At 53.3% G+C, this 21,539-nt stretch carries 19 protein-coding genes and 1 riboswitch; of the genes, 12 read left to right on the forward strand and 7 right to left on the reverse strand.

Annotation, left to right across the window (positions count from 1 at the left end; all coding sequences use genetic code 11):
• The first annotated feature begins 37 nt into the window (after positions 1-37).
• The 3 genes from MKZ15_RS10945 to MKZ15_RS10955 all read left to right on the forward strand — a co-directional run bounded on the left by MKZ15_RS10945 (position 38) and on the right by MKZ15_RS10955 (position 2,871).
• Positions 38-922 carry a radical SAM/SPASM domain-containing protein gene (locus MKZ15_RS10945; RefSeq protein WP_339821960.1) on the forward strand — a complete coding sequence of 295 codons (885 nt, stop codon included), beginning with the start codon at positions 38-40 and terminating at the stop codon, positions 920-922.
• A gap of 552 nt (positions 923-1,474) precedes the next feature.
• Positions 1,475-2,263 carry a class I SAM-dependent methyltransferase gene (locus tag MKZ15_RS10950; protein WP_339821964.1) on the forward strand — a complete coding sequence of 263 codons (789 nt, stop codon included), beginning with the start codon at positions 1,475-1,477 and terminating at the stop codon, positions 2,261-2,263.
• 20 nt (positions 2,264-2,283) lie between these two features.
• Positions 2,284-2,871 (forward strand): TetR/AcrR family transcriptional regulator, encoded by a 588-nt coding sequence (locus MKZ15_RS10955; RefSeq protein WP_339821966.1) that lies wholly within the window; start codon positions 2,284-2,286, stop codon positions 2,869-2,871.
• Between the two features lie 50 nt (positions 2,872-2,921).
• On the opposite strand, the gene MKZ15_RS10960 is transcribed toward MKZ15_RS10955, so the two are convergent.
• From MKZ15_RS10960 to namA, 3 genes are read right to left on the reverse strand one after another with little or no spacing between them, the layout of a single operon-like run.
• Entirely contained in the window at positions 2,922-3,758 is an 837-nt protein-coding gene (locus MKZ15_RS10960) for a 1,4-dihydroxy-6-naphthoate synthase (protein ID WP_193415325.1), read from the reverse strand.
• The gene (locus MKZ15_RS10965; RefSeq protein ID WP_155608563.1) at positions 3,755-4,435 is read right to left on the reverse strand and encodes a futalosine hydrolase; all 681 of its coding nucleotides are present in this window, start codon (positions 4,433-4,435) and stop codon (positions 3,755-3,757) included. The genes MKZ15_RS10960 and MKZ15_RS10965 overlap by 4 nt, the downstream gene beginning before the upstream one ends.
• Before the next feature lie 60 nt (positions 4,436-4,495).
• Entirely contained in the window at positions 4,496-5,506 is a 1,011-nt protein-coding gene (gene namA / locus MKZ15_RS10970) for an NADPH dehydrogenase NamA (RefSeq protein WP_339821969.1), read from the reverse strand.
• A gap of 168 nt (positions 5,507-5,674) precedes the next feature.
• A riboswitch (guanidine-I (ykkC/yxkD leader) is annotated at positions 5,675-5,783 on the forward strand.
• A 57-nt stretch (positions 5,784-5,840) separates the two neighbouring features.
• Between namA and MKZ15_RS10975 the strand changes: the two genes are divergently transcribed.
• The 3 genes from MKZ15_RS10975 (at position 5,841) to MKZ15_RS10985 (ending at position 7,200) form a co-directional block, all read left to right on the forward strand.
• Positions 5,841-6,185: a multidrug efflux SMR transporter gene (locus MKZ15_RS10975; protein ID WP_155608513.1), complete on the forward strand. Its 345-nt coding sequence runs from the start codon at positions 5,841-5,843 to the stop codon at positions 6,183-6,185.
• Positions 6,185-6,502 carry an SMR family transporter gene (locus MKZ15_RS10980; RefSeq protein WP_155608512.1) on the forward strand — a complete coding sequence of 106 codons (318 nt, stop codon included), beginning with the start codon at positions 6,185-6,187 and terminating at the stop codon, positions 6,500-6,502. Before MKZ15_RS10975 ends, MKZ15_RS10980 begins: the two co-directional genes overlap by 1 nt.
• Positions 6,503-6,603: 101 nt before the next feature.
• Positions 6,604-7,200, forward strand: a complete 597-nt coding sequence (locus MKZ15_RS10985) for a nitroreductase family protein (protein WP_155608511.1) — start codon at positions 6,604-6,606, stop codon at positions 7,198-7,200.
• A 98-nt stretch (positions 7,201-7,298) separates the two neighbouring features.
• Here MKZ15_RS10985 and MKZ15_RS10990 read toward each other — a convergent pair whose 3' ends face one another.
• Complete coding sequence (locus MKZ15_RS10990; protein WP_339821977.1) at positions 7,299-9,098, reverse strand: ABC transporter substrate-binding protein; 1,800 nt, start codon at positions 9,096-9,098, stop codon at positions 7,299-7,301.
• 160 nt (positions 9,099-9,258) lie between these two features.
• Here MKZ15_RS10990 and MKZ15_RS10995 point away from each other — a divergent pair, with 160 nt between their 5' ends.
• The gene (locus MKZ15_RS10995; protein WP_155608118.1) at positions 9,259-9,441 is read left to right on the forward strand and encodes a hypothetical protein; all 183 of its coding nucleotides are present in this window, start codon (positions 9,259-9,261) and stop codon (positions 9,439-9,441) included.
• Between the two features lie 48 nt (positions 9,442-9,489).
• Here the strand turns inward: MKZ15_RS10995 and MKZ15_RS11000 are convergent, their stop codons facing one another.
• From MKZ15_RS11000 to MKZ15_RS11010, 3 genes are read right to left on the reverse strand one after another with little or no spacing between them, the layout of a single operon-like run.
• Positions 9,490-10,482, reverse strand: coding sequence for an electron transfer flavoprotein subunit alpha/FixB family protein (locus MKZ15_RS11000; RefSeq protein ID WP_193415330.1), 993 nt, complete (start codon positions 10,480-10,482; stop codon positions 9,490-9,492).
• A 21-nt stretch (positions 10,483-10,503) separates the two neighbouring features.
• Positions 10,504-11,271 carry an electron transfer flavoprotein subunit beta/FixA family protein gene (locus tag MKZ15_RS11005; protein WP_339821980.1) on the reverse strand — a complete coding sequence of 256 codons (768 nt, stop codon included), beginning with the start codon at positions 11,269-11,271 and terminating at the stop codon, positions 10,504-10,506.
• 45 nt (positions 11,272-11,316) lie between these two features.
• Positions 11,317-11,901, reverse strand: coding sequence for a TetR/AcrR family transcriptional regulator (locus MKZ15_RS11010; RefSeq protein ID WP_155608121.1), 585 nt, complete (start codon positions 11,899-11,901; stop codon positions 11,317-11,319).
• A 254-nt stretch (positions 11,902-12,155) separates the two neighbouring features.
• Here MKZ15_RS11010 and MKZ15_RS11015 point away from each other — a divergent pair, with 254 nt between their 5' ends.
• From MKZ15_RS11015 to MKZ15_RS11035, 5 genes are read left to right on the forward strand one after another with little or no spacing between them, the layout of a single operon-like run.
• Positions 12,156-14,342, forward strand: coding sequence for a (Fe-S)-binding protein (locus tag MKZ15_RS11015; RefSeq protein WP_339821983.1), 2,187 nt, complete (start codon positions 12,156-12,158; stop codon positions 14,340-14,342).
• Positions 14,343-14,371: 29 nt separating this feature from the next.
• Complete coding sequence (locus MKZ15_RS11020; protein WP_339821986.1) at positions 14,372-16,768, forward strand: 3-hydroxyacyl-CoA dehydrogenase NAD-binding domain-containing protein; 2,397 nt, start codon at positions 14,372-14,374, stop codon at positions 16,766-16,768.
• A 23-nt stretch (positions 16,769-16,791) separates the two neighbouring features.
• Positions 16,792-17,979, forward strand: coding sequence for an acetyl-CoA C-acyltransferase (locus tag MKZ15_RS11025; protein WP_193415334.1), 1,188 nt, complete (start codon positions 16,792-16,794; stop codon positions 17,977-17,979).
• A gap of 17 nt (positions 17,980-17,996) precedes the next feature.
• Positions 17,997-19,781: an acyl-CoA dehydrogenase family protein gene (locus MKZ15_RS11030; RefSeq protein ID WP_339821989.1), complete on the forward strand. Its 1,785-nt coding sequence runs from the start codon at positions 17,997-17,999 to the stop codon at positions 19,779-19,781.
• Between the two features lie 26 nt (positions 19,782-19,807).
• The gene (locus tag MKZ15_RS11035) at positions 19,808-21,496 is read left to right on the forward strand and encodes an AMP-binding protein (protein ID WP_339821992.1); all 1,689 of its coding nucleotides are present in this window, start codon (positions 19,808-19,810) and stop codon (positions 21,494-21,496) included.
• The last annotated feature ends 43 nt before the right edge of the window (positions 21,497-21,539 follow it).

Genomic DNA, 21,539 nt, shown 5'->3' on the forward strand with positions numbered 1-21,539 from the left:
AGGTCATAAACTAAAAATTTTAACGAAGTAGGTCACCATGAAAAAGTTTAAAAAGTTCTACATCGAAACGACCAGTATCTGTAACTTGGCCTGCAGTTTCTGCCCGCCGACCCATCGTCAGGCGCAGTTTATCAAAATTGAGGATTTTCGCAAGATTCTGGACGATATCAAGCCACATACGGACTATATTTATTTTCACGTAAAAGGCGAGCCGCTGCTGCATCCCAAGATCGACCAGTTGCTCGATATCAGCCATGAAAAAGGTTTTAAGGTGAACATTACAACCAATGGTACGCTGCTTCCCAAAGTTCGTCACAAGCTGTTGGGCAAGCCGGCGCTGCGGCAGATGAATTTCTCGCTGCATAGCTTTGACGGACATGAAGGCTCAACCGACCGGGAAGGTTACCTGAAGAGCGTGTTATCTTTCGTCCGGGAAGCGGTCGCTTCATCGGATCTCATTGTTTCCTTCCGCCTATGGAATTTGACCCAGGACAATGAAACGAACCTCCAGCGCATGCGCAATCGTGAGACCCTTGAAATCATCGAACAAGAATTCGATCTCGATTACCGTATCGAGGAGAAGGTTATGCCCGGAAGCGGCGTTAGGTTAGCCGAGCGGATCTATCTTAACCAGGATCATGAATTTGAATGGCCGGATCTGCAGGCGCCGGAGGATGATGGAAAAGGCTTCTGCCATGCGTTGCGCAACCAGGCCGGGATTCTTGTGGATGGAACGGTGATCCCATGCTGTCTGGATGGGGAAGGCGTTATCAACCTTGGGAATGTGTATCAGACACCATTCTCGGAGATTGTGGAGGGTGAACGAGCGAACCGGCTCTACGATGGGTTCTCCCGGCGCGAAGCGGTGGAGGAGCTATGCCGGAAGTGCGGGTATCGCAAACGGTTCGGCGGTGGGGCGTAAGGTTGCGAAGAAGAGTAGCAAACAAGGAGCTCGAAAAACAAGGGATCGCTAACCCTAGCGATCCCTTGTTTTTTTATGGAGAAAGGCAGACGATTTACTGTAATACTTTGGATATCTTGACAATGGCCAAAATAACAAATAAACTATACATACTAAAATATTTATATAGTATATATAAGGGATGGCGAATGAAAAAAATCAATTCGATCGGCTATGGTCACAAGATACTTTGCGCAGCAGCCATATGCTTAATCGTAATACCAGTAACCAGCCACTTACTTTGGATAACGACAAGTCTTGTGCAGTTTCAACTATTGGTGAAGATGTCTTCGGTATTGGGTCTTATCATACTCCTAGTTCTTTTTGCACTGCTTAAAGTTGAGCTTTATCAAGACAAGAAAAGGGATAGATTCTTTGAAGCCAATTCCCAAACACGCGTACCACTAAGCAACGGTTTGTTCGAATGTCAGACCTGCGGGAATAATCATGTGAAACCCGACCAGAGAAGTTGTACTGTCTGCGGCACCATTTTTAAAAATGGGGGTGAAAACGATGGGAACAATAGATACCATTGACTTATCGCCAATATCCGAAACATTATTTATCCCTTTGGTAGCGCGTGCTACTGAAACCGCAAGGGAGAACCCCATCTTCTTGGATGAAAAATCAGCAGAAATTCTTAGAACATTGCACCTGGAAGATAAAATAACAGATGGTGGTTCGATATCAACATTGGGTATTCTATCGCGCACAAAGATTATTGATGACGAGGTGAAACGTATTCTATCCCAGAATGCAAACGCGACTATTATCAATCTGGGAGCAGGATTAGACACGCGAATATCCCGAGTGGATAACGGCCTCTTGAAGTGGTATGATCTTGATCTGCCGGATGTAATTCGATTCCGAAGCCGATTTTTTTCTGAAAATGAACGATTTCAATTTATACCTCAATCTGTACTAAACACAACATGGACGGATCAAATCCATCCTTACGAAAACAGTAAGATCGTTATTATTGCAGAGGGCCTGCTTATGTATTTCATGGAACAGGATGTGCTGCAACTACTGACACATTTGGCAACCCAATACCCCGGAGCTCATATGTTTTTCGATGTTGTTCACAGCTATTTTATCCATAAAAAAATTAGCAGTACTTTTTTATGGGGAATCGATCAAGCAAAAGAGATGGAGAGGCTGCATCCAAGTGTTGAATTGATTCAATACTGGAGTGCAGGAAATCTTTTAAAAGATCGTCAGCCTATGATACTTCGGTTACTGAATATTTTGCCTGCAACCAAAAACAGAAGCCAAATTCTACACATTCGATTTAAACAGTAACTACACATGGAGATGGTGACATGCCGCGTTTTAGCGAAAAGGAGAAGAAGCGAATAAAGGAGAAGCTCCTCACAGAAGGAGAAAGACTATTTACAACATACGGGATGAAAAAAGTGACAATTGATGATCTGGTAGAAGCCACCGGCATTGCAAAAGCCTCATTTTATACCTTTTATGAAAGTAAAGAATATCTGTATTTAGACATCGTTCAGAACATACAGCAGAAAATATTTGCTGAACTCAATATCATTTTAGATTCCAATAGTCATTTACCAAGCGAGGAACGTATTTTGCAGGTGTTTGGGGCTATGTACGAAATGATGATTCAATATCCGATTCTAACTTATATGGATACAACAACCGTAGAGTTAATTGCTCGCAAGGTTTCAAAAGAACGGCTATTCGCCTTCAGGGAACAGAATTTCGATGCTGCTCAAACATTGTATGACCACGGCGTGCGTTTTTCCTGTGATACTCAGACAGTATCCCATGCATTTCAATCTATTTACCATAGTTGGATATATTTGCGGGATCAAGGAGAAGAAATACAATCCACTGTAACTAATATTCTTCTGCGTGGTGTCATCAGTCAAATCGTTACAAAATAGTGAATAAATGAGGCGGCTTTGAAGTCAAAAATCAAAGCCGCCGTTTTGCGCTAAAAGGCAATTTTCAGCTTGGCCGGATCAACTTTAGGCACTAAACCTTCGGCAGCCGCTCGATCCAGTAGCCCGCGGATCGCCGCGTATCCGTCATCGCCTAAATCGGCCGTGTACGGGTTAACGTACAGTCCGATATGTGCTTGCGTGACCTCGGGCGACATCTCCTGCGCATGGCTCATTACATAAGCGGCCGAAGCATCCGGATGCGCCCAGGCGTATTGCACGGATTCCCGCGTCCAGCGGGCAATCGAAGCAAGGTCCAGTGAACGACGGGCGATGATGGCGCCAAGCGGGATAGGCAAACCCGTGTCGGCTTCCCACCAGTTCCCCAGGTCCTGGAGCAGGTTCAGCCCATAATTTTGATAGGTGAAGCGGGCTTCATGGATCACAAGGCCGGCGTCGATGTCGCCGCGCTTAACAGCGGGCATGATCTCATCGAACGGCATAACGATGATCTCGCCGATGCCGCCGGGAACATGCTTCGCTGCCCATAGCCGGAACAGCAGATAGGCGGTGGACCGTTCGCTGGGAACCGCGACGCGGCGACCCGACAGGGCGGAAGGTGAGGCTGCGCCTGCCGTCAAAACCAGCGGTCCGCAGCCCCGGCCCAGTGCCCCGCCACAAGGAAGCAACGCGTACTCGTCCAGCACCCAAGGAAGGGCAGCATAAGAAATTTTCAGCACTTCAGGTCCAGTACCGGAAGCTGCCCACCCGTTCGTGATATCAATATCAGCATAGGTCACATCCAGTTTAGGCGCACCCGGGATCAAGCCATGAACCCAGGCATGGAACACAAAGGTATCATTTGGACAGGGAGAAAAAGCGATTTTCATGATAGCAACACCTCCGGTAGTTTTGCACAAGCTTGCTCTAAAGCCTGCAGGGCATCGCCTATTTTCCACAATTCCCGCTGACGCGGACCAATAGCGTTGGAAATGGCGCGCAGCTCCAGCACGGGAATGCCAAATTGGCGAGCGGCTTCGGCGACGCCAAAGCCTTCCATCGCTTCGGCACCGGCGCCGGGGTAACGCTCGATGAGCGAGCGTGCCGTATCCGCCGTTCCTGTCACGGTGGACAACGTCAAGATCGGACCGTAGTGTACCGACAGTCCGGTGGTCCGAAGCGCCTCCGCCCAGCGAGCCGAGAGCTTGTCCGCCACGGCGATACGGGGCGAGCCGAAGCCCAGCTCGTCCACGCCGGCGAAGCCGTCCGGCGTTTCCGCGCCGAGGTCGGCGGCGATGATTTCGCTCGCAACGACGAGCGAACCCATGCCGGCAACCTCGGCGAATCCGCCGCCGATCCCGGCGCTGACGACGAGACTGTACGCGCCATCAGCGACTTGGCCAGCACGAGCGAGCGCGGCCGCTGTTGCCGCCGCGGCCGATGCCGGGCCGACACCGGCCAACTGTACATCGGCGCCATCATAGCTGCCGAGACCGCGAAGGACGGCCTGTTGCTCAGCTTCTACGGCCGTCATGATCAGAATTCTAGAAGGGGAACGGTGATTCATCATATCTCAAGAACAACTCCTCGGTTCGATGGACAAATTCACTTTACTGAAGGATGAAACTTAGGCTCTTTGGTACGGTACCGGACGCTCAAGCGTCGTGCGCAGTGCTTTGGCGGCATTATAGGCCCAATAAGGGTTACGCAGCAGCTCGCGGCCGAGGAACACCAGGTCCGCCCGACCGTTGCCGAGAATCTCTTCGGCATGGCTCGGCTCGCTGATGAGGCCAACGGCACCGGTGGCGATGTCCGCCTGGCGGCGAATTTGTTCGGCCAAGTTCACTTGATATCCCGGAAACGCGTGAATTTGTGCGGGAATCAATCCGCCAGAGCTGCAATCGATCAAATCGACGCCTTGCGCCTTCATGCGGCGGGCATAATCGATATATTGCTCCAGCGAGTTGCCTTCGGGAGCGTACTCGTTCGCGGAAACACGTACAAACAACGGGCCGGTCCAAACCGAATTGACCGCCTCGATCACTTCATGCAGAAGCCGGTATCGGCCGTCGGCATTGCCGCCGTATTCGTCCTCCCGGTGGTTGGTAAGCGGGGAAAGGAATTCGTTCAGCAGATAGCCATGGGCTCCGTGGATTTCAATGACATCAAAACCGGCCTCTTTGGCGCGGCGGGCTCCTTCGCGGAAGCCTTCGATAATCCGACGAATATCCTCGGCATCCGCGGCTTTCGGCGTTTTCTTCTCCGGGAACGGTATGGCGGAAGGGGCGATGATCGTCTCTTCGAGCTCAGCTTTCCGTCCGGCATGAGCTAGCTGGATGCCGATCTTAGCGCCATTTTGATGGGCTAGGTCTACGAGCTGCTTCAGCCCGGCGATGTGTTCATCGCTCCAGATGCCAAGATCCCGATAGGTGATCCGACCTTCCGGTACGACGGCCGTCGCTTCGATTAGGATCAAGCCAACGCCGCCGACGGCGCGGGACGCATAATGGACCCGGTGCCAATCGTCGATTTTTCCGTCAGGATTAGGGGAAGAATATTGGCACATGGGAGACATAACGATCCGGTTATTAAACGTCACCTGTTTGATGGTAAACGGGGAAAAGAGTTGGGCACTCATCTACTTCACTCCTTAGCAGTATCAAAGTCATCAATAAACTGTCAATATCCATGTTAGTCGATGGGATTACAACTTACAAGTACGCAGCATTTTGTTGGAGTAGCAATTTTGATACATAAAATATGAACTTTGCTTGACCCCGCACCGGGAATCGGTTAAGATAGCTTTCGAATCGTTACCTAGGGTTCCGCGGCGGATCAAACTGCCGGACTGGTCCAAGAGGGAACGCGCGGCAGTTGAAGTGCCGTGGACACGGAGGGACAAAAGCCCGGGAGATATCGCTTTTTGATATCTTTCGGGCTTTATTTTTTTCAGAAGGAGAGGGTCTTGCAGCATGAAGCGCGATTGGGGGTTAGTCGGGATCGCCGGCTTATTTGAAATCGGATGGGTGATCGGTCTAAAGCATGCCGGGGATGTGCTAAGTTGGAGCGGTACGGCGGTCTGCATTGTGATGAGTATGTATCTCCTTATTTTGTCCGGACGCCGGCTTCCGATCGGCACGGTATATGCCGTTTTTACGGGGATTGGTACAGCCGGTACGGTGATCGCCGAAATGACCTTGTTTGGGGAACCGTTCCGATGGATCAAGCTGTTGCTCATTCTGCTGCTGCTTGTCGGCGTAGTCGGGCTGAAGCTGGTAACCGATGAGGAGTCGCAACAGGAAGGGAGGCCTAACTGATGGATTGGATTCTGCTTGTTGTTGCCGGATTTGGCGAGGTGCTGGGCGTGATTGGGATAAATAAAATCAATACCCGGAAGAGCTTTGGTGCATATGCCTGGATGGCGGGCGGTTTTTTGCTCAGCTTCTTGTTCCTGACCTTAGCGATGCGAACCATCTCCATGGGGACGGCTTATGCGGTATGGACAGGGATTGGCACGGCGGGAAGCGCCGTCGCAGGGATGATCCTTTACGGGGAATCCCGGGAGTGGCGGCGATTATTGTTTATCGCATTTATCTTAGGTGCAGCAATGGGGTTAAAGTTAATTAGCGAGTAAAAGGAACTGCTTCGGAGCGGATTGGTTTTTCGTAAGATGGGACACATTAAGGGGGGTTCCATTCCCATTAAACCAGGCAGAAACGGAGCGATATGAAACAAATGAGCGATTTTTGGAATGCCGTCAAAACGAGAAGAAGCATATATGCCATAGGCAAAGACATTCCGATTTCCGAGGATCGGATCGAGGAGATCGTGAAAAACGCGGTGCTTTATTCGCCATCCTCGTTTAACTCGCAAAGCGGCAGGGTTGTCGTATTGTTCGGCGAGCAACATGATAAACTTTGGGACATTACGAAAGAGTCGTTGCGCAAAGTGGTTCCGGCGGACAGCTTTGGTCCTACGGAAGAGAAAATGGCTGCCTTCCGCGCCGGCCGCGGTACCGTGTTGTTCTATGAGGATCAGGCGGTAATCGAAGGGCTTCAGAAGCAATTCGCTCTATATGCGGACAACTTCCCGGTCTGGTCACAGCAATCCAACGGCCTCCTGCAGTATGTGGTCTGGACAGCACTGTCGGATGAAGGCATTGGCGCGTCCCTGCAGCATTACAATCCGCTAATCGACGATGAGGTGCGTAAGGAATGGGCCGTTCCGGAAAGTTGGAAGCTGATCGCGCAAATGCCGTTTGGCAAGATTGAAGCTCCGGCGGGCGACAAAGAATTCACCCCGATCGAGAGCCGCATGAAGGTGTTCAAATAGGGAGCCGAGCAGTTATGTTGCGAAAAAAAAGCGTTTGGTCAATCGACCAAACGCTTTTTATCGTATTTCCATGTAACCCTCGAAATTTCATAGTGAATTTAGCTTATGGAAGTGAGCCAAATATCCTTGAAGTCCATCCAGCCCAGATTGTTGATCACAAGTCCGCGGATGGACGGGTGGACGTAAGTGTTCAACATGCTATGGATCAGGAAGGTGACCTGCGCCTCCTCCTGAAGCCGTAATTCGATCTGCTGCAGCAAAGCCCGACGCTTCTCGGGGTTGTCGGACGCAAAAACCTCGTCCACCATGCCAAACACCCAGCGGCTTAACTCCGGCGGCATATGCAGACGGATGAAGCTGTCTTCCTGCAAATAGCTCTCCAGTTCGCACACCTCGTCCTCGGCGAATATGAGGCACATTAAAATAGCATCGGATTCCCGTGCAGCCGATTTTGCCATCTCGGATTTGCTATGGTACACAACTTCGACTGGGATCCCGATCGCAGCGCATTGCGATTTGATCCACTCTGCTTCCTCTCGTTCAAGATGATGGGCTGCCAGGCGGAAAGGCTCGCCTGTATATCCCGATTCCTCCAGCAACTGACGGGCGGCCGCCGGGTCGTGTCGGTGGATGCCCAGAGTCGTATCATTGGTCGGTTGGAAGCTACGCGCCGGATAACCGGATTTGCCCGTGGCCTGAATCATCCCGGGGCGGTCGATCACTAAGTTCACGGCCTGTCGAAAAGCGAGCGATTGCTGCGGTCCAAGTCGATTGCGGTTCCAGGAAATCATGCTAGAGCCCCGACTTAAGGTCTCGATGCGTTTCCAATCGTCACCGGCCCGGGCGGGAACTCGCGAATCGTTTACAATCAACTGCTCCCACTTCAACTTGGAGGAATTCGGGATATCGTCGGGCAGAAAAACTAAGGTTACGCCGTCCAAATAAGGGCGACCTAGAAAATATCCTGCATGCACCTCCAGTTCCATCCGGTTCGGGCTCCAATGCGTGAGCCGGAAAGGGCCCGTGCCGCTTGGAAACTGCCAAAACGCATTTTCGTCCTTACCGAGTAAATCGGCGGGAAGGACGGAAGCGCAGGAGGAGCAGAGCAGACGGGGAAGCAGCCAATTCGGTTGATGCAATGTGAATAAGACGGTTCGCGTATCAAGGGCTTCGATTCGCTGTACAGTCGTCATCAACCAGCTATTCGTCGAATTCTCCCGCAGCCGAGAAAAGGTGAAAACGACGTCCTCGGCGGTGAGCTCTTTTCCATGATGGAAACGGATGCCTTTACGCAGATGGAACGTCCAAGACGTACCGGTCTCGTCATGTTCCCAGTGATGAGCGATCATGCCGGCGACCTGGCCCTTCGTTTGATCGTACTGAACCAGTCGGTCGAAGATTTGCCGCACGAGATGGGAATCGAAGCCGTAAAACAGATGCGCCGGATCCAATGTTAGCGGGGCTTTATACACCGGTAAGCGAAAGATGTCCCTACAGCTTTGGCCCGCGGCCAGCTGTTTTTCCACCCCAAACTGGTCATTCAGCCATTGAATGAACCGCTCCCGTGCATGGATGTCTTCCTCGTGCTGGTGCAGGAATTCAAACGCCGATCGATATTCCCCTTTTTCCGCTAGCCTTTGGGCAAGTTCAATGATGAAATTTTCCCGGTTAGCCCGAAAAACCAAACGTGAGCGATTCCCGCGCCCCCGCCCAGGAGACCATTCGATCAGACCTTCCTCCTGCAGCTTGCGGATAATCAGCTTCACGTTTCGCTCCGTACAGTGAAACAGCTTTGTTAAATCATCCAACGCCACCTCAACTTCGCGGGGTTCCGCCGAATCGCCTCTTGACTCGGCATAATGATCCAACAGTGCCATATAACGTTCTGCGGTCAACACACCAATACACCTCCATTTAGCTCCCATCGCTCACTTCTCGACAAAAAAAGGGGAAATGACTTTGGAATAGTATACTCTTTTTCTTCCTGCTTTTGAAGAAGATAATGGAAATATCCAGAGGAGTGGGCGTAACCAGTCCTACAGGTAGGGAGGTTGTCCTATGAATTATGAGGAATTTTACCGGAGGGAAAGAGAGATCCAGGAGTTCCATCAGTTATTGAAAAGACCTGGCGGACCCCAATGCTTTGCGGTGAGAGGCGTTTCTGAACGTCCGCGAAAAGTCCGTACAAGAATGGGCAGCTTTGGCAAGGTGCTGCGGTCGTTTTTTCAAATGTTCCAATAACTCCAAATGCTGAAAATGCCTGCATCGGAAGATGCAGGCATTCGTTTCCTAAGAGGTGCGTTCAGCGAAAACTTGCTTGAATTGCTCGGTTAACAAAGGGACGACCTCGAATAAATCTCCGACGATCCCGTAGTCGGCGACCTTGAAGATTGGCGCTTCGGGGTCTTTGTTAATCGCAATAATGATCCGCGATTGGCTCATGCCGGCTAGATGCTGGATCGCACCGCTGATCCCGCAAGCGATATAAATTTCCGGCGTGACCACCTTGCCGGTTTGGCCGATTTGCAGCGCATAGTCGCAGTAACCGGCATCGCAGGCGCCGCGAGAGGCGCCGACGGCTCCGCCGAGGCTGTCTGCCAGTTCTTCCAGCACCTTAAAGCCGTCGGCGCTTTTGACACCGCGTCCTCCGGATACGACGATTTTCGCTTCGGTGAGATCTACCTTGCCGGACACCTTGCGCACCACGTCTTTGAGGATGATACTCAGAGGTGTAGGCGGAGTGAACTCCAATGGAACGATTGTGCCTGCGGCAGAGGCTGGGTCAGCGGGAGGAAGGTTGTTCGGACGAAGGGTTACGATTCCGGTGCCGTCTGACAGCCTGGTTTGCTCAAAGGCTTTGCCCGCATATAGCGGACGTGTAAAAGAAATGCCGTCGCCGTCCTTGGTAATGGCGGTAACGTCGGAGATTTGCCCGCAGGCAAGCCGTGCGGCAAGCTGGGGGGCGAGATCGCGGCCAATGGCCGTATGCCCGAGCAGAATCAGTCTCGGTTCGTCCGGCAAGGCGGCCAGTGCTTGCATCGCCGCTTCGAAGGCTAACTCCGGCTGATAGGCTTGGAGCTCGGGATGATCCACCACCAATACTTGGCCGTTGACATGACGAGCCAGTTCGGCTGCCGTATCATCCATTTGGTGACCCAGCAGCACAGCCGTGAGGTTATCGCCATCCTCCCGCAGCAGATTGGCGGCGTGAAGCGCTTCCAAGGAAACCTGACGAAGTTTTCCGTCCTTCGATTCGACGATCACCACGTATGTTTTGCTCATGAGTTAACGCCTCCTTTTGATTTAAATAACCTTAGCCTCGGAGTGCAGCAACCGAACCAATTCCGCCGCTTGCTCGGCGGGTGAGCCGGCCAGCAGCTTACCAGCTTGACGTGCCGGGGGCAAGGAGAGGTTAAGTCGCTGCGTTTTCGCTTTAATATCACCTTCGCTTAGCTCCAGATCGGTCAGCGCCAGTTCGCGGAACGGCTTCTTCTTGGCTTTCATGATCCCGGGAAGGGAAGGATAACGCGGCTCGTTTAATCCTTGTTGCGCGGTCAATACGGCGGGTAGCGTCACCTCTAGCGTTTCAGCGTCGCCTTCCGCGTCTCGGACGACCGTTGCGCGGTCTCCGCTCACGATCAACTCGGTGATCGACGAGACGTGGGGGAGAGCGAGCAGTTTGGCGAGCCGCACAGCGACTTGACCCGCCCCGTTATCAACCGAGAAGTTGCCGCCTAAAATGAGGTCATAGTTCAGGGTTTGCAGGAAGGCGGCGAGCAGGCGAGAGATCCCATATTCGTCCGTATCCAGCGTCTCTGTGGCGATTCGTACGGCTTCGTCAGCGCCCATCGCCAACGCGGTGCGCAACGCTTCCGTCGTTCTTTCCGGCCCGGCCGATACGACCGTTACCGTACCGCCGTATGCCTCTTTCAAGCGCAGTGCTTCTTCCACTGCGTATTCATCATAAGGATTGATGACGAACTTAACCCCATCTTCACTAACTTTCCCGTCAGTAATGACGATCTTTTCCTCCGTGTCAAAAGTTTGTTTCATGATGACGACCACATGCATGCTTGCCAACTCCTTTCAAAATAAAAATAGAATTAGGCATGAAATTTACTTCTTAATCGCACGCAGAAAAAAGTCTACGGTGTTCTCCACCTGGCCAGTGAGAGAATACTTCATGCCTGAAATGAGCCAGGAAGTGACGACCTCGTCCAGCGCTCCGAAAATCAACTGCCGTGACAGCTTTGTATCCAGGTCGGTACGGAATGCACCTTCCTCGATCCCCCTTTTCAAGATATGCTCGATCAAGGTGATATAGGGCTTCACGGCAAGGCCGATGGCCTTGCGCAACTCTAGAGAGCTTTGGCGCAATTCGATTTGGGTGACATAAGCAAAATTCACGTTCTGCTCCAGATGGGTGAAGTGGATTTCGCACACCTTACGTAGTGCTTCCTCGGCCGTGTTCGTTTCGCGGATACTCTGATGGAACAGCTCGACGAGCTTCCCCAACCGATCTTGAAAGAGGGAGATCAGGATATCCTCCTTATTTTTGAAATATAAATAAATCGTACCGTCTGCGACTCCAGCCTCTTTGGCGATTTTAGACACCTGGGAGCCGTGAAATCCGTTCTCCGCAATGACTTTTTCCGCGCCATCCAAAATCATTTCAAATTTTTCCTGTTTCCTACTTGTCATCGGGCCACCTCAATGTTAAAATTTAAAACAGCTGAATGAACCGTCATTCATTTTCTTAATCTTAGGGGAACAACACATCGGTTGTCAAGGTTGAATCCTTAAGATTTTAATTAAACTCCACTTTGTAAACGCTTACCGAAGTTGTCCTACTCTAGCGCCCATCTCAACCGCGACAAACGAACCCACCAATGAACCATCCAACAACGAAATCTTTCCAATGAAATGAAATGCCAAAAAGGAGGGACGTGCGAATCATGGTCACGTTTTGGCTAACGCTAAACGCTTTGCTATTCGCCGCTGTCACAGGATACGCCGTGTTTCTGTTCTATCAGGCGGTATTCCGCCGCTTCCTTTATCTGCGGCTCGGCCGACCGATCGATTTTCGCGCAAGGCGAGAAGGCGCCCAAGGCGAGTTCTGGTCGCAGGTGTTTGGGCAGAAGAAGCTGCTTAAGGACCGCAAAAGCGGATTGATGCACCTTGTCGTGTTCTACGGATTTATCGTGCTGCAGTTCGGGGCGATCGATTTAATCGTAAAAGGACTATCGCGCGGAGGCCATTTACCGTTGCCCGCTTATGAGATGTTCGGGTGGTTTCAGGAATTTACCGCGCTGGCCATTCTGCTCGCCATGGGCTACGCTGCTTACCGCCGTTATATCGAGAAGCTTCCGCGATTGAAGAAAGGTTGGAAACCGGGCATCGTCGTGATATTTATTTACTCGCTAATGGTTTCGGTACTGTTATCGCTAGCTTTCGAACGCGTCGGGATGGGACTCGAGTTTTCATGGTACGCTCCCGTATCGTCAGCTATCGCCGCCGTATTCGCCGGGCTACCTTCCACCGTGGCTGAAGCCGTCTTCTATGTGTTCTGGTGGCTGCACCTGTTAATCCTGCTATCCTTTCTTGTTTATGTTCCTCAGTCGAAGCACTTTCATCTGATCACCGCACCGATCAACATCTGGTTGCGCCGCCGTGAACCTCATGGCCGGCTGCAAAGTCTAAACCTCGAAGACGAAGAAGCGGAAAGCTTTGGCGTTGGCAACATCGAGGACTTCACGCAAAAGCAAATGCTCGACTTCTACGCTTGCGTGGAATGCGGCCGCTGTACCAATGTATGCCCCGCGGCAAGCACCGGCAAAACGCTGTCGCCGATGCATCTGATCACGAAGCTGCGGGATCATCTCACCGAGAAAGGAGCCGCGGTGACAGGTAAATCGCCGTGGGTGCCGGCGAGTGTGTTCGGCTCCGCTGGCGTTCATGCCGTAGCGGTAGGTGCTGGGGACGTGGCACCGGCTTGGGGTGATGCTTCGGGCGTGACCGACATTCGTCCGACGCTGGATTGGCAGAAGGCGACTTGGCAGGTGGCCGCCCAAGGCAAAGCCGTAACCGACCTTGAACTTATCGGCGACGTCATGACCGAGGAGGAGATCTGGGCTTGTACGACTTGCCGCAACTGCGAAGATCAATGCCCGGTAGGCAATGAACACGTTGACAAAATCGTAGACCTGCGCCGCCATCTGGTGTTGATGCAGGGCAGCGTACCCGCGGAAGGGCAGCGCGCGATGCAAAACATCGAGCGCCAAAGCAATCCTTGGGGGATTAGCCGCAATGACCGCGCCGCCTGGACCGGCGAGCTGGAGGGAATCCCCGTGCCAACTGTCAAGGATAATCCGGCTTTCGACATTTTGTTCTTCGTTGGGTCGATGGGCTCATACGATTTACGCAGCCGGAAAATCACGCGGGCGTTCGTCCGGCTACTGAACGAAGCCGGTGTCAATTTCGCCATCCTTGGCAACGAGGAGCGAAACTCTGGGGACACACCTCGCCGAATGGGCAATGAGCTCTTGTTTCAGCAGCTATGCCTGGAGAACATTGCGACGTTTCAACGATATGGCGTACGCAAGATCGTCACCGCTTGCCCTCATACGTTTAATACGCTGAAAAATGAATATCCCGAATTCGGTTTGGAGGAGGTGGAAGTGCTTCACCATACGCAACTGCTGGAGCAACTGATCCGAGAGGGTCGGTTAAAACCGTCCTATCGGGTGAATGAGGTGGTCACCTACCATGATTCTTGTTATCTCGGTCGATACAACGGCGTCTACGACGCGCCGCGGGAGGTGCTACGAGCCGTTCCAGGCGTGGAGCTGGTCGAGATGGCCCGGTCGCGGGAGAACGGGATGTGTTGCGGTGCTGGCGGCGGGCTGATGTGGATGGAGGAAAGCGATGGCAAACGGATCAACCTGGCCCGTACCGAACAAGCGCTGGAGGTTCGACCCAGTATCATCAGCAGCGCGTGCCCTTACTGTCTGACGATGCTGGAGGATGGCACGAAACTCAAGGAAGTGGACGATCAGGTGAAGGCACGGGACATCGCCGAAATCTTAGAGTTATCGGTGTTTGGCGAACAGGCAAACGAACCGGTTCCGGTGTTATCTCAATGAAAATTCCATTGAAATAGGAGGTAGATCAAATGAACAAACCGATCCGCAAAGCAGCCGTTATCGGCTCCGGCATTATGGGCTCCGGCATTGCTGCCCAACTGGCAAACGCAGGGATCCCTTGCCTGCTGCTTGACATCGTCCCTCCGCGGTTAACCGACGCGGAGATGGCCGCTGGACTTACGCTCGACCATCCTTCCGTGCGCAATCGACTGGCTACGGCGGCCATCGCCGGGCTGGCTAAGACGAAACCCGCCCCGCTTTATGACAACGCTTTTGCTCAGCGGATCACGCCCGGCAACTTGGAGGATCATCTAGCGCTTATTGCCGAGGTGGATTGGGTCATCGAGGTCGTCGTCGAGAATCTTGAGGTCAAGCAGAAGCTGCTGGCCCAAGTAGAACGCTACTGGAAACCGGGAACGATCGTCAGCTCTAACACGTCGGGTATTTCGATCAACGCGATGGCTGAAGGGAGATCCGAGGAATTTCGGAAGCATTTTCTCGGCACGCATTTCTTTAACCCACCGCGGTATATGAAGCTGCTGGAGATCATCCCCGGGCAAACGACCGACCCGAAGTTGGTCGCTGATATACGCCGTGTCTGCGAGCGCACGCTTGGCAAAACGGTCGTGCTCGCGAAAGATACGCCAAACTTCATCGCCAACCGGATCGGCACTTATGGGCTGCTGGTTACTCTGCGTGAGATGGAGGAGAAGGGTTACACCGTCGAAGAGGTGGATGCGGTCACCGGACCGGCGATGGGCCGTCCGAAGAGCGCTACTTTTCGCACCTTGGATTTAGTTGGATTGGATACGTTTCTGCATGTGGCCGATAACGTATTCGCAAATGTGACAGACGAAGCGGAGAAAGTGGTGTTTGCTGCACCGGCTACGCTCAAAGATATGGTGTCTCGGGGCTGGCTTGGGGAGAAGAGCGGGCAGGGTTTCTATCGGAAAATTAAGGGGGAACGGGGGAGCGAGATTTTGTCCCTGAACCTCCAGACGATGGACTACGGCCCGCAACGCAAGATAGCGTCCGCTTCCTTGGAAGCCGCCAAGCTGGCGAAAGGCGCGGCTGCCAAGACGAAAGCGCTGCTCAGTGCTCAGGATCGCTACTCGCAGTTAGCCTGGGATGTACTCAAGCAGGTGTTGATCTACTCCGCCGCCAAACGGGGGGGAATCGCAGACAGCATCCGCGAAATCGACGAGGCGATGAAGTGGGGCTTCAACTGGGAGTTGGGCCCGTTCGAAACATGGGATGCCATCGGGTTAGTCCGCTCGGTTGAGAAAATGGAGGCCGAAGGGCTGGCGGTACCGGCCTGGGTCAAGGATTGGATCGCAGAAGGGAATACCTCGTTCTACAAAAAAGACGGCGGCTCTCTATTCCAAGCCGCAGTTGGCGGGTATACCCCCGTTGAGCTCCCGCCAGAACAAATTACGCTTCGCGATCTGAAGTCGCAGAACAAGGTTGTTCGCAGCAACAGCGGCGCGAGTCTGATCGATCTCGGTGACGGCGTGGCCTGCCTGGAGTTCCATTCGCCGAACAATGCGATCGGTGCGGATATTTTGCAGATGATCTCGCAAAGCATGGACGAAGTAAGGGATAACTTCGAAGGCCTTGTCATTGCCAATCAAGGGCGTAATTTCTGCGTAGGCGCCAATCTTATGCTGCTCCTGATGGAAGCGCAGGACGAGGAATGGGATGAAGTCGATGACATCATTCGTCTGTTTCAGAACACGATGTACCGCTTGAAACGATTCGAGAAGCCGGTGATCGCTGCTCCGCATCGCATGACGCTGGGCGGCGGAGTGGAGGCCTGCATGCCGGCCGATCAGGTCATTGCCACCGCCGAAACCTATTACGGGCTCGTTGAGGTCGGCGTTGGACTGATTCCGGCGGGCGGAGGCTGCAAGGAACTGGCGCTACGTGCCAGCCAGCAAGCATCCATCGCCGAAGCCGACATACAGCCTTATCTCAATCATTACTTCCAAACGGTGGGCACTGCCACCGTCTCAACCAGTGGCCATGATGCCAAACGACTGGGGCTGCTTAAACCTTCCGACCGGGTCGTGCTGAATCCCGACCATACGATCTATGAGGCGAAGCAGGCTGTGCTGAAGCTGGCGGGAAGCGGGTATGAGCCGATTCCCGAAACGAAGTTCCGCGTCGTCGGTTCCGAAGGGAAAGCGGTGCTCCAGCTGGGTGTACTTGGCATGCACGAGGGCGGGTACATCAGCGACCACGATCTACTGATCGCAAACAAACTGGCCCATGTGCTTGCTGGTGGCGACGTGCCGGCGGGAACGTATGTAACGGAGCAATACATGCTTGATTTGGAACGCGAAGCGTTCCTGAGCTTGTGCGGGGAGCCGAAGACACGCCAGCGGATGCAGCACATGCTGAGCAAAGGAAAACCGTTGCGGAACTAAATGAGGGGGAGAGTGAATAGACGATGAAAGAGGCTGTAATCGTATCGACAGCTCGGACGGCGGTGGGCAGAGCCAAGAAAGGCAGCTTGACCCAAACGCGCGCCGATGATTTGGGCAAGATCGTGTTGGAAGCCGCGGTGGAGCGCGCTCCCGGCCTTAGCAAAGCGGATGTTGAGGACATCATCATCGGATGCGCGATGCCGGAAGGGGAACAGGGGCTAAACTTCGCGCGCATCATGTCCTTATACGCCGGGTTTCCGGTGACGGTGCCGGCTTTAACCATCAATCGCTTTTGTTCGTCCGGACTTCAGGCGATCGCTTTCGCGGCGGAACGGATCATGCTCGGGCAGGCCGATGTGCTGATTGCCGGCGGAGTAGAAAGCATGAGCCATGTTCCGATGACCGGGTTTAAGGTGTCGCCGAATCCGCGGATCGTTGCCGAGATGCCCGAGGCTTATATGGCGATGGGCCATACGGCGGAACGCGTCGCGGAGCGGTTTGGCGTCTCCCGCGAGGACCAGGATCGCTTCGCTTTGAACTCGCATTTGAAGGCGGCACGAGCGATCGCCGAAGGCAAGTTTAAGGAAGAAATCGTTCCATTTGAGGCAGAGCATCGCAGCCTGGATGAGCGCGGGAAAGTGAAAGCGAAGCGCTTTGTCTTCGACACCGACGAAAGCGTACGCGGCGACACGACCGCGGAGGCGCTAGCCAAGCTGAAACCCAGCTTTAAGCAAGGCGGTACCGTGACTGCGGGGAACTCTTCCCCGATGAACGATGGGGCGGCGGCCGTCGTCGTGATGAGCCGGGAGAAAGCGGAATCGCTTGGACTTCAGCCGCTGGCGACGTTCCGTTCCTTTGCGGTAGCCGGCGTAGAGCCGGAGCTGATGGGCGTTGGTCCGGTGAAGGCGATTCCGAAGGCGCTTTCCGCAGCCGGCATCACCGTGAAGGATGTCGATCTGTTTGAAATCAACGAAGCGTTCGCCTCCCAATGCCTGCACGTGATCCGCGAGTTGGGCTTGGATGAGGACAAAGTGAACGTAAATGGCGGCGCAATCGCGTTGGGGCATCCGCTGGGCTGTACGGGCACGAAGTTGTCGATCTCGCTGATTCATGAGCTGCGCCGCCGCGGCGGCGGGTATGGGGTTGTGTCCATGTGTATCGGCGGCGGCATGGGTGCGGCTGGTGTATTAGAAGTTCATCCCATTAATTAAATGAAGGAGAGGATCGCATGAGCAACGAAACGATGGAAAAAATCGCAGGCGGAAGCTTCGTCATCGCGGACATTGACTGCAACCGGGTTGTGACGCCGGAGGACTTCAGCGAAGAGCAGCGGATGATTGGGGAGACGACGGAGGAATTTGTGAAGGCGGAAATCCTCCCGAGGGACGAGGAGATCGAGCATTTGAATTACGAGCTGACCGCTGATTTGCTGCGCAAAGCAGGCGAGGTAGGGTTGCTCGGCGCTGATGTTCCCGAGGCTTACGGAGGCATGGGGCTCGATAAAGTCAGCACGACGTTGATCAGCGAAAGGCTGACCAAAGCTTCTTCGTTCGCGCTTTCAGCCGGGGCCCATGTTGGGATCGGGACGCTGCCGATCGTGTATTTTGGGACCGAAGCGCAGAAGCAGAAATATTTGCCGAAGCTGGCGACGGGCGAGCTGCTCGCGGCTTATTGCCTGACGGAGCCTTCCTCGGGCTCCGATGCGTTAGGCGCCAAAACGACGGCCGTGTTGTCGGAGGATGGCACGCATTATGTTTTGAACGGCACTAAGCAGTTTATTACCAATGCCGGTTTCGCCGACGTGTTCATCGTCTACGCCAAAGTGAACGGCACGGACTTCAGCACGTTTATTGTGGAGCGGAGCATGGAGGGGGTCAGCATCGGACCGGAAGAGAAGAAGATGGGGATTAAGGGCTCCTCCACATGCCCGTTGATTCTGGAAGACGTGAAGGTGCCGGTTGACAACCTTCTATGGGAAGTTGGCAAAGGCCATTTAATCGCCTTTAACATCCTGAACATCGGACGATTCAAATTGGCTGCCGGCTGCTTGGGCTCCTCTAAAGATGCGATCGAATATGCTTCGAAATACGCCAACGAGCGGACCCAATTCGGGCAAAAAATCTCGTCCTTCCCGCTGGTCGGCAAAAAGTTGGCAGAGATGAATACGCGTACGTTCGTGCTGGAAAGCATGGTGTACCGCACCGCCGGCCTGTTTGATATCGGGTTGGCTGAAGTGGATCATAGCAGTACCGACGTGGGATATCAATCGGCCAAGGCGATCGCCGAATATCAATTGGAATGCTCAATCAACAAAGTATTCGGCTCAGAGGTGTTGGATTTCGTTGCGGACGAAGGAGTGCAAATCCACGGCGGTTACGGATTTACGCAGGAGTATCGGATCGAGCGGATTTACCGCGACTCGCGGATCAACCGGATTTTTGAAGGCACAAACGAAATCAACCGCCTTCTGATCCCTGGCAGCTTGGTGAAACGCGCGATGAAAGGTGAACTGCCGCTGCTCCCTGCTGCACAGAAACTGCAATTGGAGCTGATGGAGCCGATGCCAAGCCGGACTTTCGAAGGGACGCTGGAGGAGGAAGCGCATCTGCTGTCCATGTCCAAAAAGATCTTCCTGATGGCCGGAGCTCAGGCCGTGCAGAAATATCAGTTGAAGCTGGAGCGTGAGCAAGAGCTACTGAGCCACTTGGCGGATATCATGATCGCCATTTATGCGATGGAAAGTGCGCTGCTCCGCACACAGAAGCTCATTGCGAGTGCCGGTGAAGATAAAGCGGCGCTGCCAATTGCGATGACGAGTGTGTTCATCCACGAAGAATTCGGCAAGATCGAAGCTTGGGCCAAAGAAGCGTTAAGCTACATGGAACAAGGGGACCTGTTGCGCACCCAGCTGTCCATCCTCAAGAAATTGACAAAGCGTTCGGCGATGAATACGCTGTCATTAAAACGGCAAATCGCCGCCAAAGTGATTGAAGCAGAGAAATACGTTTTGTAAAATTTGCGAGGTTGGGAGGCAGGCGTATGACAAGGAAACCTTGGCTGAAGTTTTATCCCGCTGAAGTACCGCCCACCTATGATTATCCAAAGCAAAATCTCGCGCATTTCCTGGAACTTTCCGCCGATCGGTATCCCGAAGTAACGGCTCTGGAATTCATGGGAAAGAAAATGACGTACCGTGTTTTGTTGGAACAGACGTACCGGTTTGCGAATGCCCTGCGGAAGCTGGGCATTCGCAAGGGCGACCGGGTAGCCATCATGCTGCCAAATTGCCCGCAGGCAGTGATTGCTTATTACGGAACCTTGATGATGGGCGGCATTGCGGTGATGACGAACCCGCTTTACATGCCTAGGGAACTGGAACATCAGCTTAACGATGCCGGTGCCCGCGTCATGGTCACGCTCGATCCACTTGTCGAACGCGTGAGGACAGCGACAAAGCTGCGCCCGCTGGAATACATCATTGCGACATCGATCAAGGATTATTTGCCTTTTCCCAAGAACCTCCTTTATCCGATCAAGGCAAAGAAAGACGGAATGGCCGTCCATTTAAACTACAATGACCGGCTGCTCGCGTTCCCCGCATTTCTTACCGGCGGAAGCTCTGAGCCCTGCCGTGTCGAGCTTGATCCTGAACAGGATTTGGCCTTATTGCAGTATACCGGCGGGACGACGGGGTTTGCCAAAGGCGTCATGCTGACGCATATGAATTTGGTAGCTAACACGATACAAAATCAGCTTTGGTTCTACCGTTCCCGTCTGGGGAAAGAGAAATATTTGGCCGCGCTTCCTTTTTTTCATGTGTTCGGGATGACGGTGTTGTTAAATCAATCGGTCGCTTTGGGTGGTACTTTGATGCTGCTGCCGCGCTTTGACATCAATCAGGTACTTCAGACGATCCATAACAAGAAACCTACGGTATTCCCAGGTGCGCCGACGATGTACGTGGCTATTATTAACCACAAAGACATCGCGGGGTACGATTTATCCTCGATCAATGTGTGTGTAAGCGGTGCGGCACCGCTGCCGTTAGAGGTGCAGACCCGGTTCGAGGAGGTGACCGGAGGGAAACTGATCGAAGGTTACGGATTGACTGAAGCTTCGCCCGTCACCCATGCCAACAACATCTGGGAGACACGGAAGAGCGGGTCGATCGGCATTCCTTTTCCCGACACCGACGCCATGATCGTGCATCCGGACACGCTCGAGGAAGTTCCGGTCGGTGAAATCGGGGAGCTCGCCGTATATGGTCCCCAGGTGATGCGCGGGTATTGGAACCGTCCGGAGGAGACGTACAAGACCCTGCGCGACGGTTGGTTGCTGACCGGCGACTTGGGACGGATGGATGAGGATGGTTACTTCTATATCCTGGACCGACGCAAGGATTTGATTATTGCCGGCGGTTATAACATCTATCCGCGTGAAGTTGAAGAGGTACTGTTTGAGCATCCGGATGTGGAGGAGGCGATCGTCGCCGGTATTTACGATCCGTATCGGGGAGAGACTGTCAAAGCCTACATTGTCTTAAAGGAAGGTACTCCTCCGGATGCGGACGCCATCAAGCGTTGGTGCAAGGAAAAGCTGGCCGCCTACAAAGTGCCGAAGGTTTATGAGTTCCGCGACAGTCTGCCCAAAACGCTTGCCGGTAAAGTGCTGCGCCGCAAGCTCGTAGAAGAGGAAGCGGAACGACAGCAACCGCCGCGAGCGAATTAAGCGGAGGTCTTGGGAGACTTGAAAGGTCAGTCAACCGAGGACG

It is taken from the genome of Paenibacillus sp. FSL R7-0216, assembly GCF_037969915.1.
In the GTDB taxonomy this organism is placed as follows: domain Bacteria; phylum Bacillota; class Bacilli; order Paenibacillales; family Paenibacillaceae; genus Fontibacillus; species Fontibacillus rhizolycopersici.

Coding starts and splice junctions, on each gene's coding strand:
- MKZ15_RS10960 (WP_193415325.1), bottom strand. CDS start 3,758: ATGAAAATCGCTTTTTCTCCCTGTCCAAATGATACCTTTGTGTTCCAT.
- MKZ15_RS11030 (WP_339821989.1), top strand. CDS start 17,997: ATGAGCAACGAAACGATGGAAAAAATCGCAGGCGGAAGCTTCGTCATC.
- MKZ15_RS10975 (WP_155608513.1), top strand. CDS start 5,841: ATGAAGCGCGATTGGGGGTTAGTCGGGATCGCCGGCTTATTTGAAATC.
- MKZ15_RS10985 (WP_155608511.1), top strand. CDS start 6,604: ATGAGCGATTTTTGGAATGCCGTCAAAACGAGAAGAAGCATATATGCC.
- namA (WP_339821969.1), bottom strand. CDS start 5,506: ATGAGTGCCCAACTCTTTTCCCCGTTTACCATCAAACAGGTGACGTTT.
- MKZ15_RS10945 (WP_339821960.1), top strand. CDS start 38: ATGAAAAAGTTTAAAAAGTTCTACATCGAAACGACCAGTATCTGTAAC.
- MKZ15_RS10995 (WP_155608118.1), top strand. CDS start 9,259: ATGAATTATGAGGAATTTTACCGGAGGGAAAGAGAGATCCAGGAGTTC.
- MKZ15_RS10980 (WP_155608512.1), top strand. CDS start 6,185: ATGGATTGGATTCTGCTTGTTGTTGCCGGATTTGGCGAGGTGCTGGGC.
- MKZ15_RS10965 (WP_155608563.1), bottom strand. CDS start 4,435: ATGAATCACCGTTCCCCTTCTAGAATTCTGATCATGACGGCCGTAGAA.
- MKZ15_RS11020 (WP_339821986.1), top strand. CDS start 14,372: ATGAACAAACCGATCCGCAAAGCAGCCGTTATCGGCTCCGGCATTATG.
- MKZ15_RS11010 (WP_155608121.1), bottom strand. CDS start 11,901: ATGACAAGTAGGAAACAGGAAAAATTTGAAATGATTTTGGATGGCGCG.
- MKZ15_RS11015 (WP_339821983.1), top strand. CDS start 12,156: ATGGTCACGTTTTGGCTAACGCTAAACGCTTTGCTATTCGCCGCTGTC.
- MKZ15_RS10950 (WP_339821964.1), top strand. CDS start 1,475: ATGGGAACAATAGATACCATTGACTTATCGCCAATATCCGAAACATTA.
- MKZ15_RS11035 (WP_339821992.1), top strand. CDS start 19,808: ATGACAAGGAAACCTTGGCTGAAGTTTTATCCCGCTGAAGTACCGCCC.
- MKZ15_RS11025 (WP_193415334.1), top strand. CDS start 16,792: ATGAAAGAGGCTGTAATCGTATCGACAGCTCGGACGGCGGTGGGCAGA.
- MKZ15_RS11000 (WP_193415330.1), bottom strand. CDS start 10,482: ATGAGCAAAACATACGTGGTGATCGTCGAATCGAAGGACGGAAAACTT.
- MKZ15_RS10955 (WP_339821966.1), top strand. CDS start 2,284: ATGCCGCGTTTTAGCGAAAAGGAGAAGAAGCGAATAAAGGAGAAGCTC.
- MKZ15_RS11005 (WP_339821980.1), bottom strand. CDS start 11,271: ATGCATGTGGTCGTCATCATGAAACAAACTTTTGACACGGAGGAAAAG.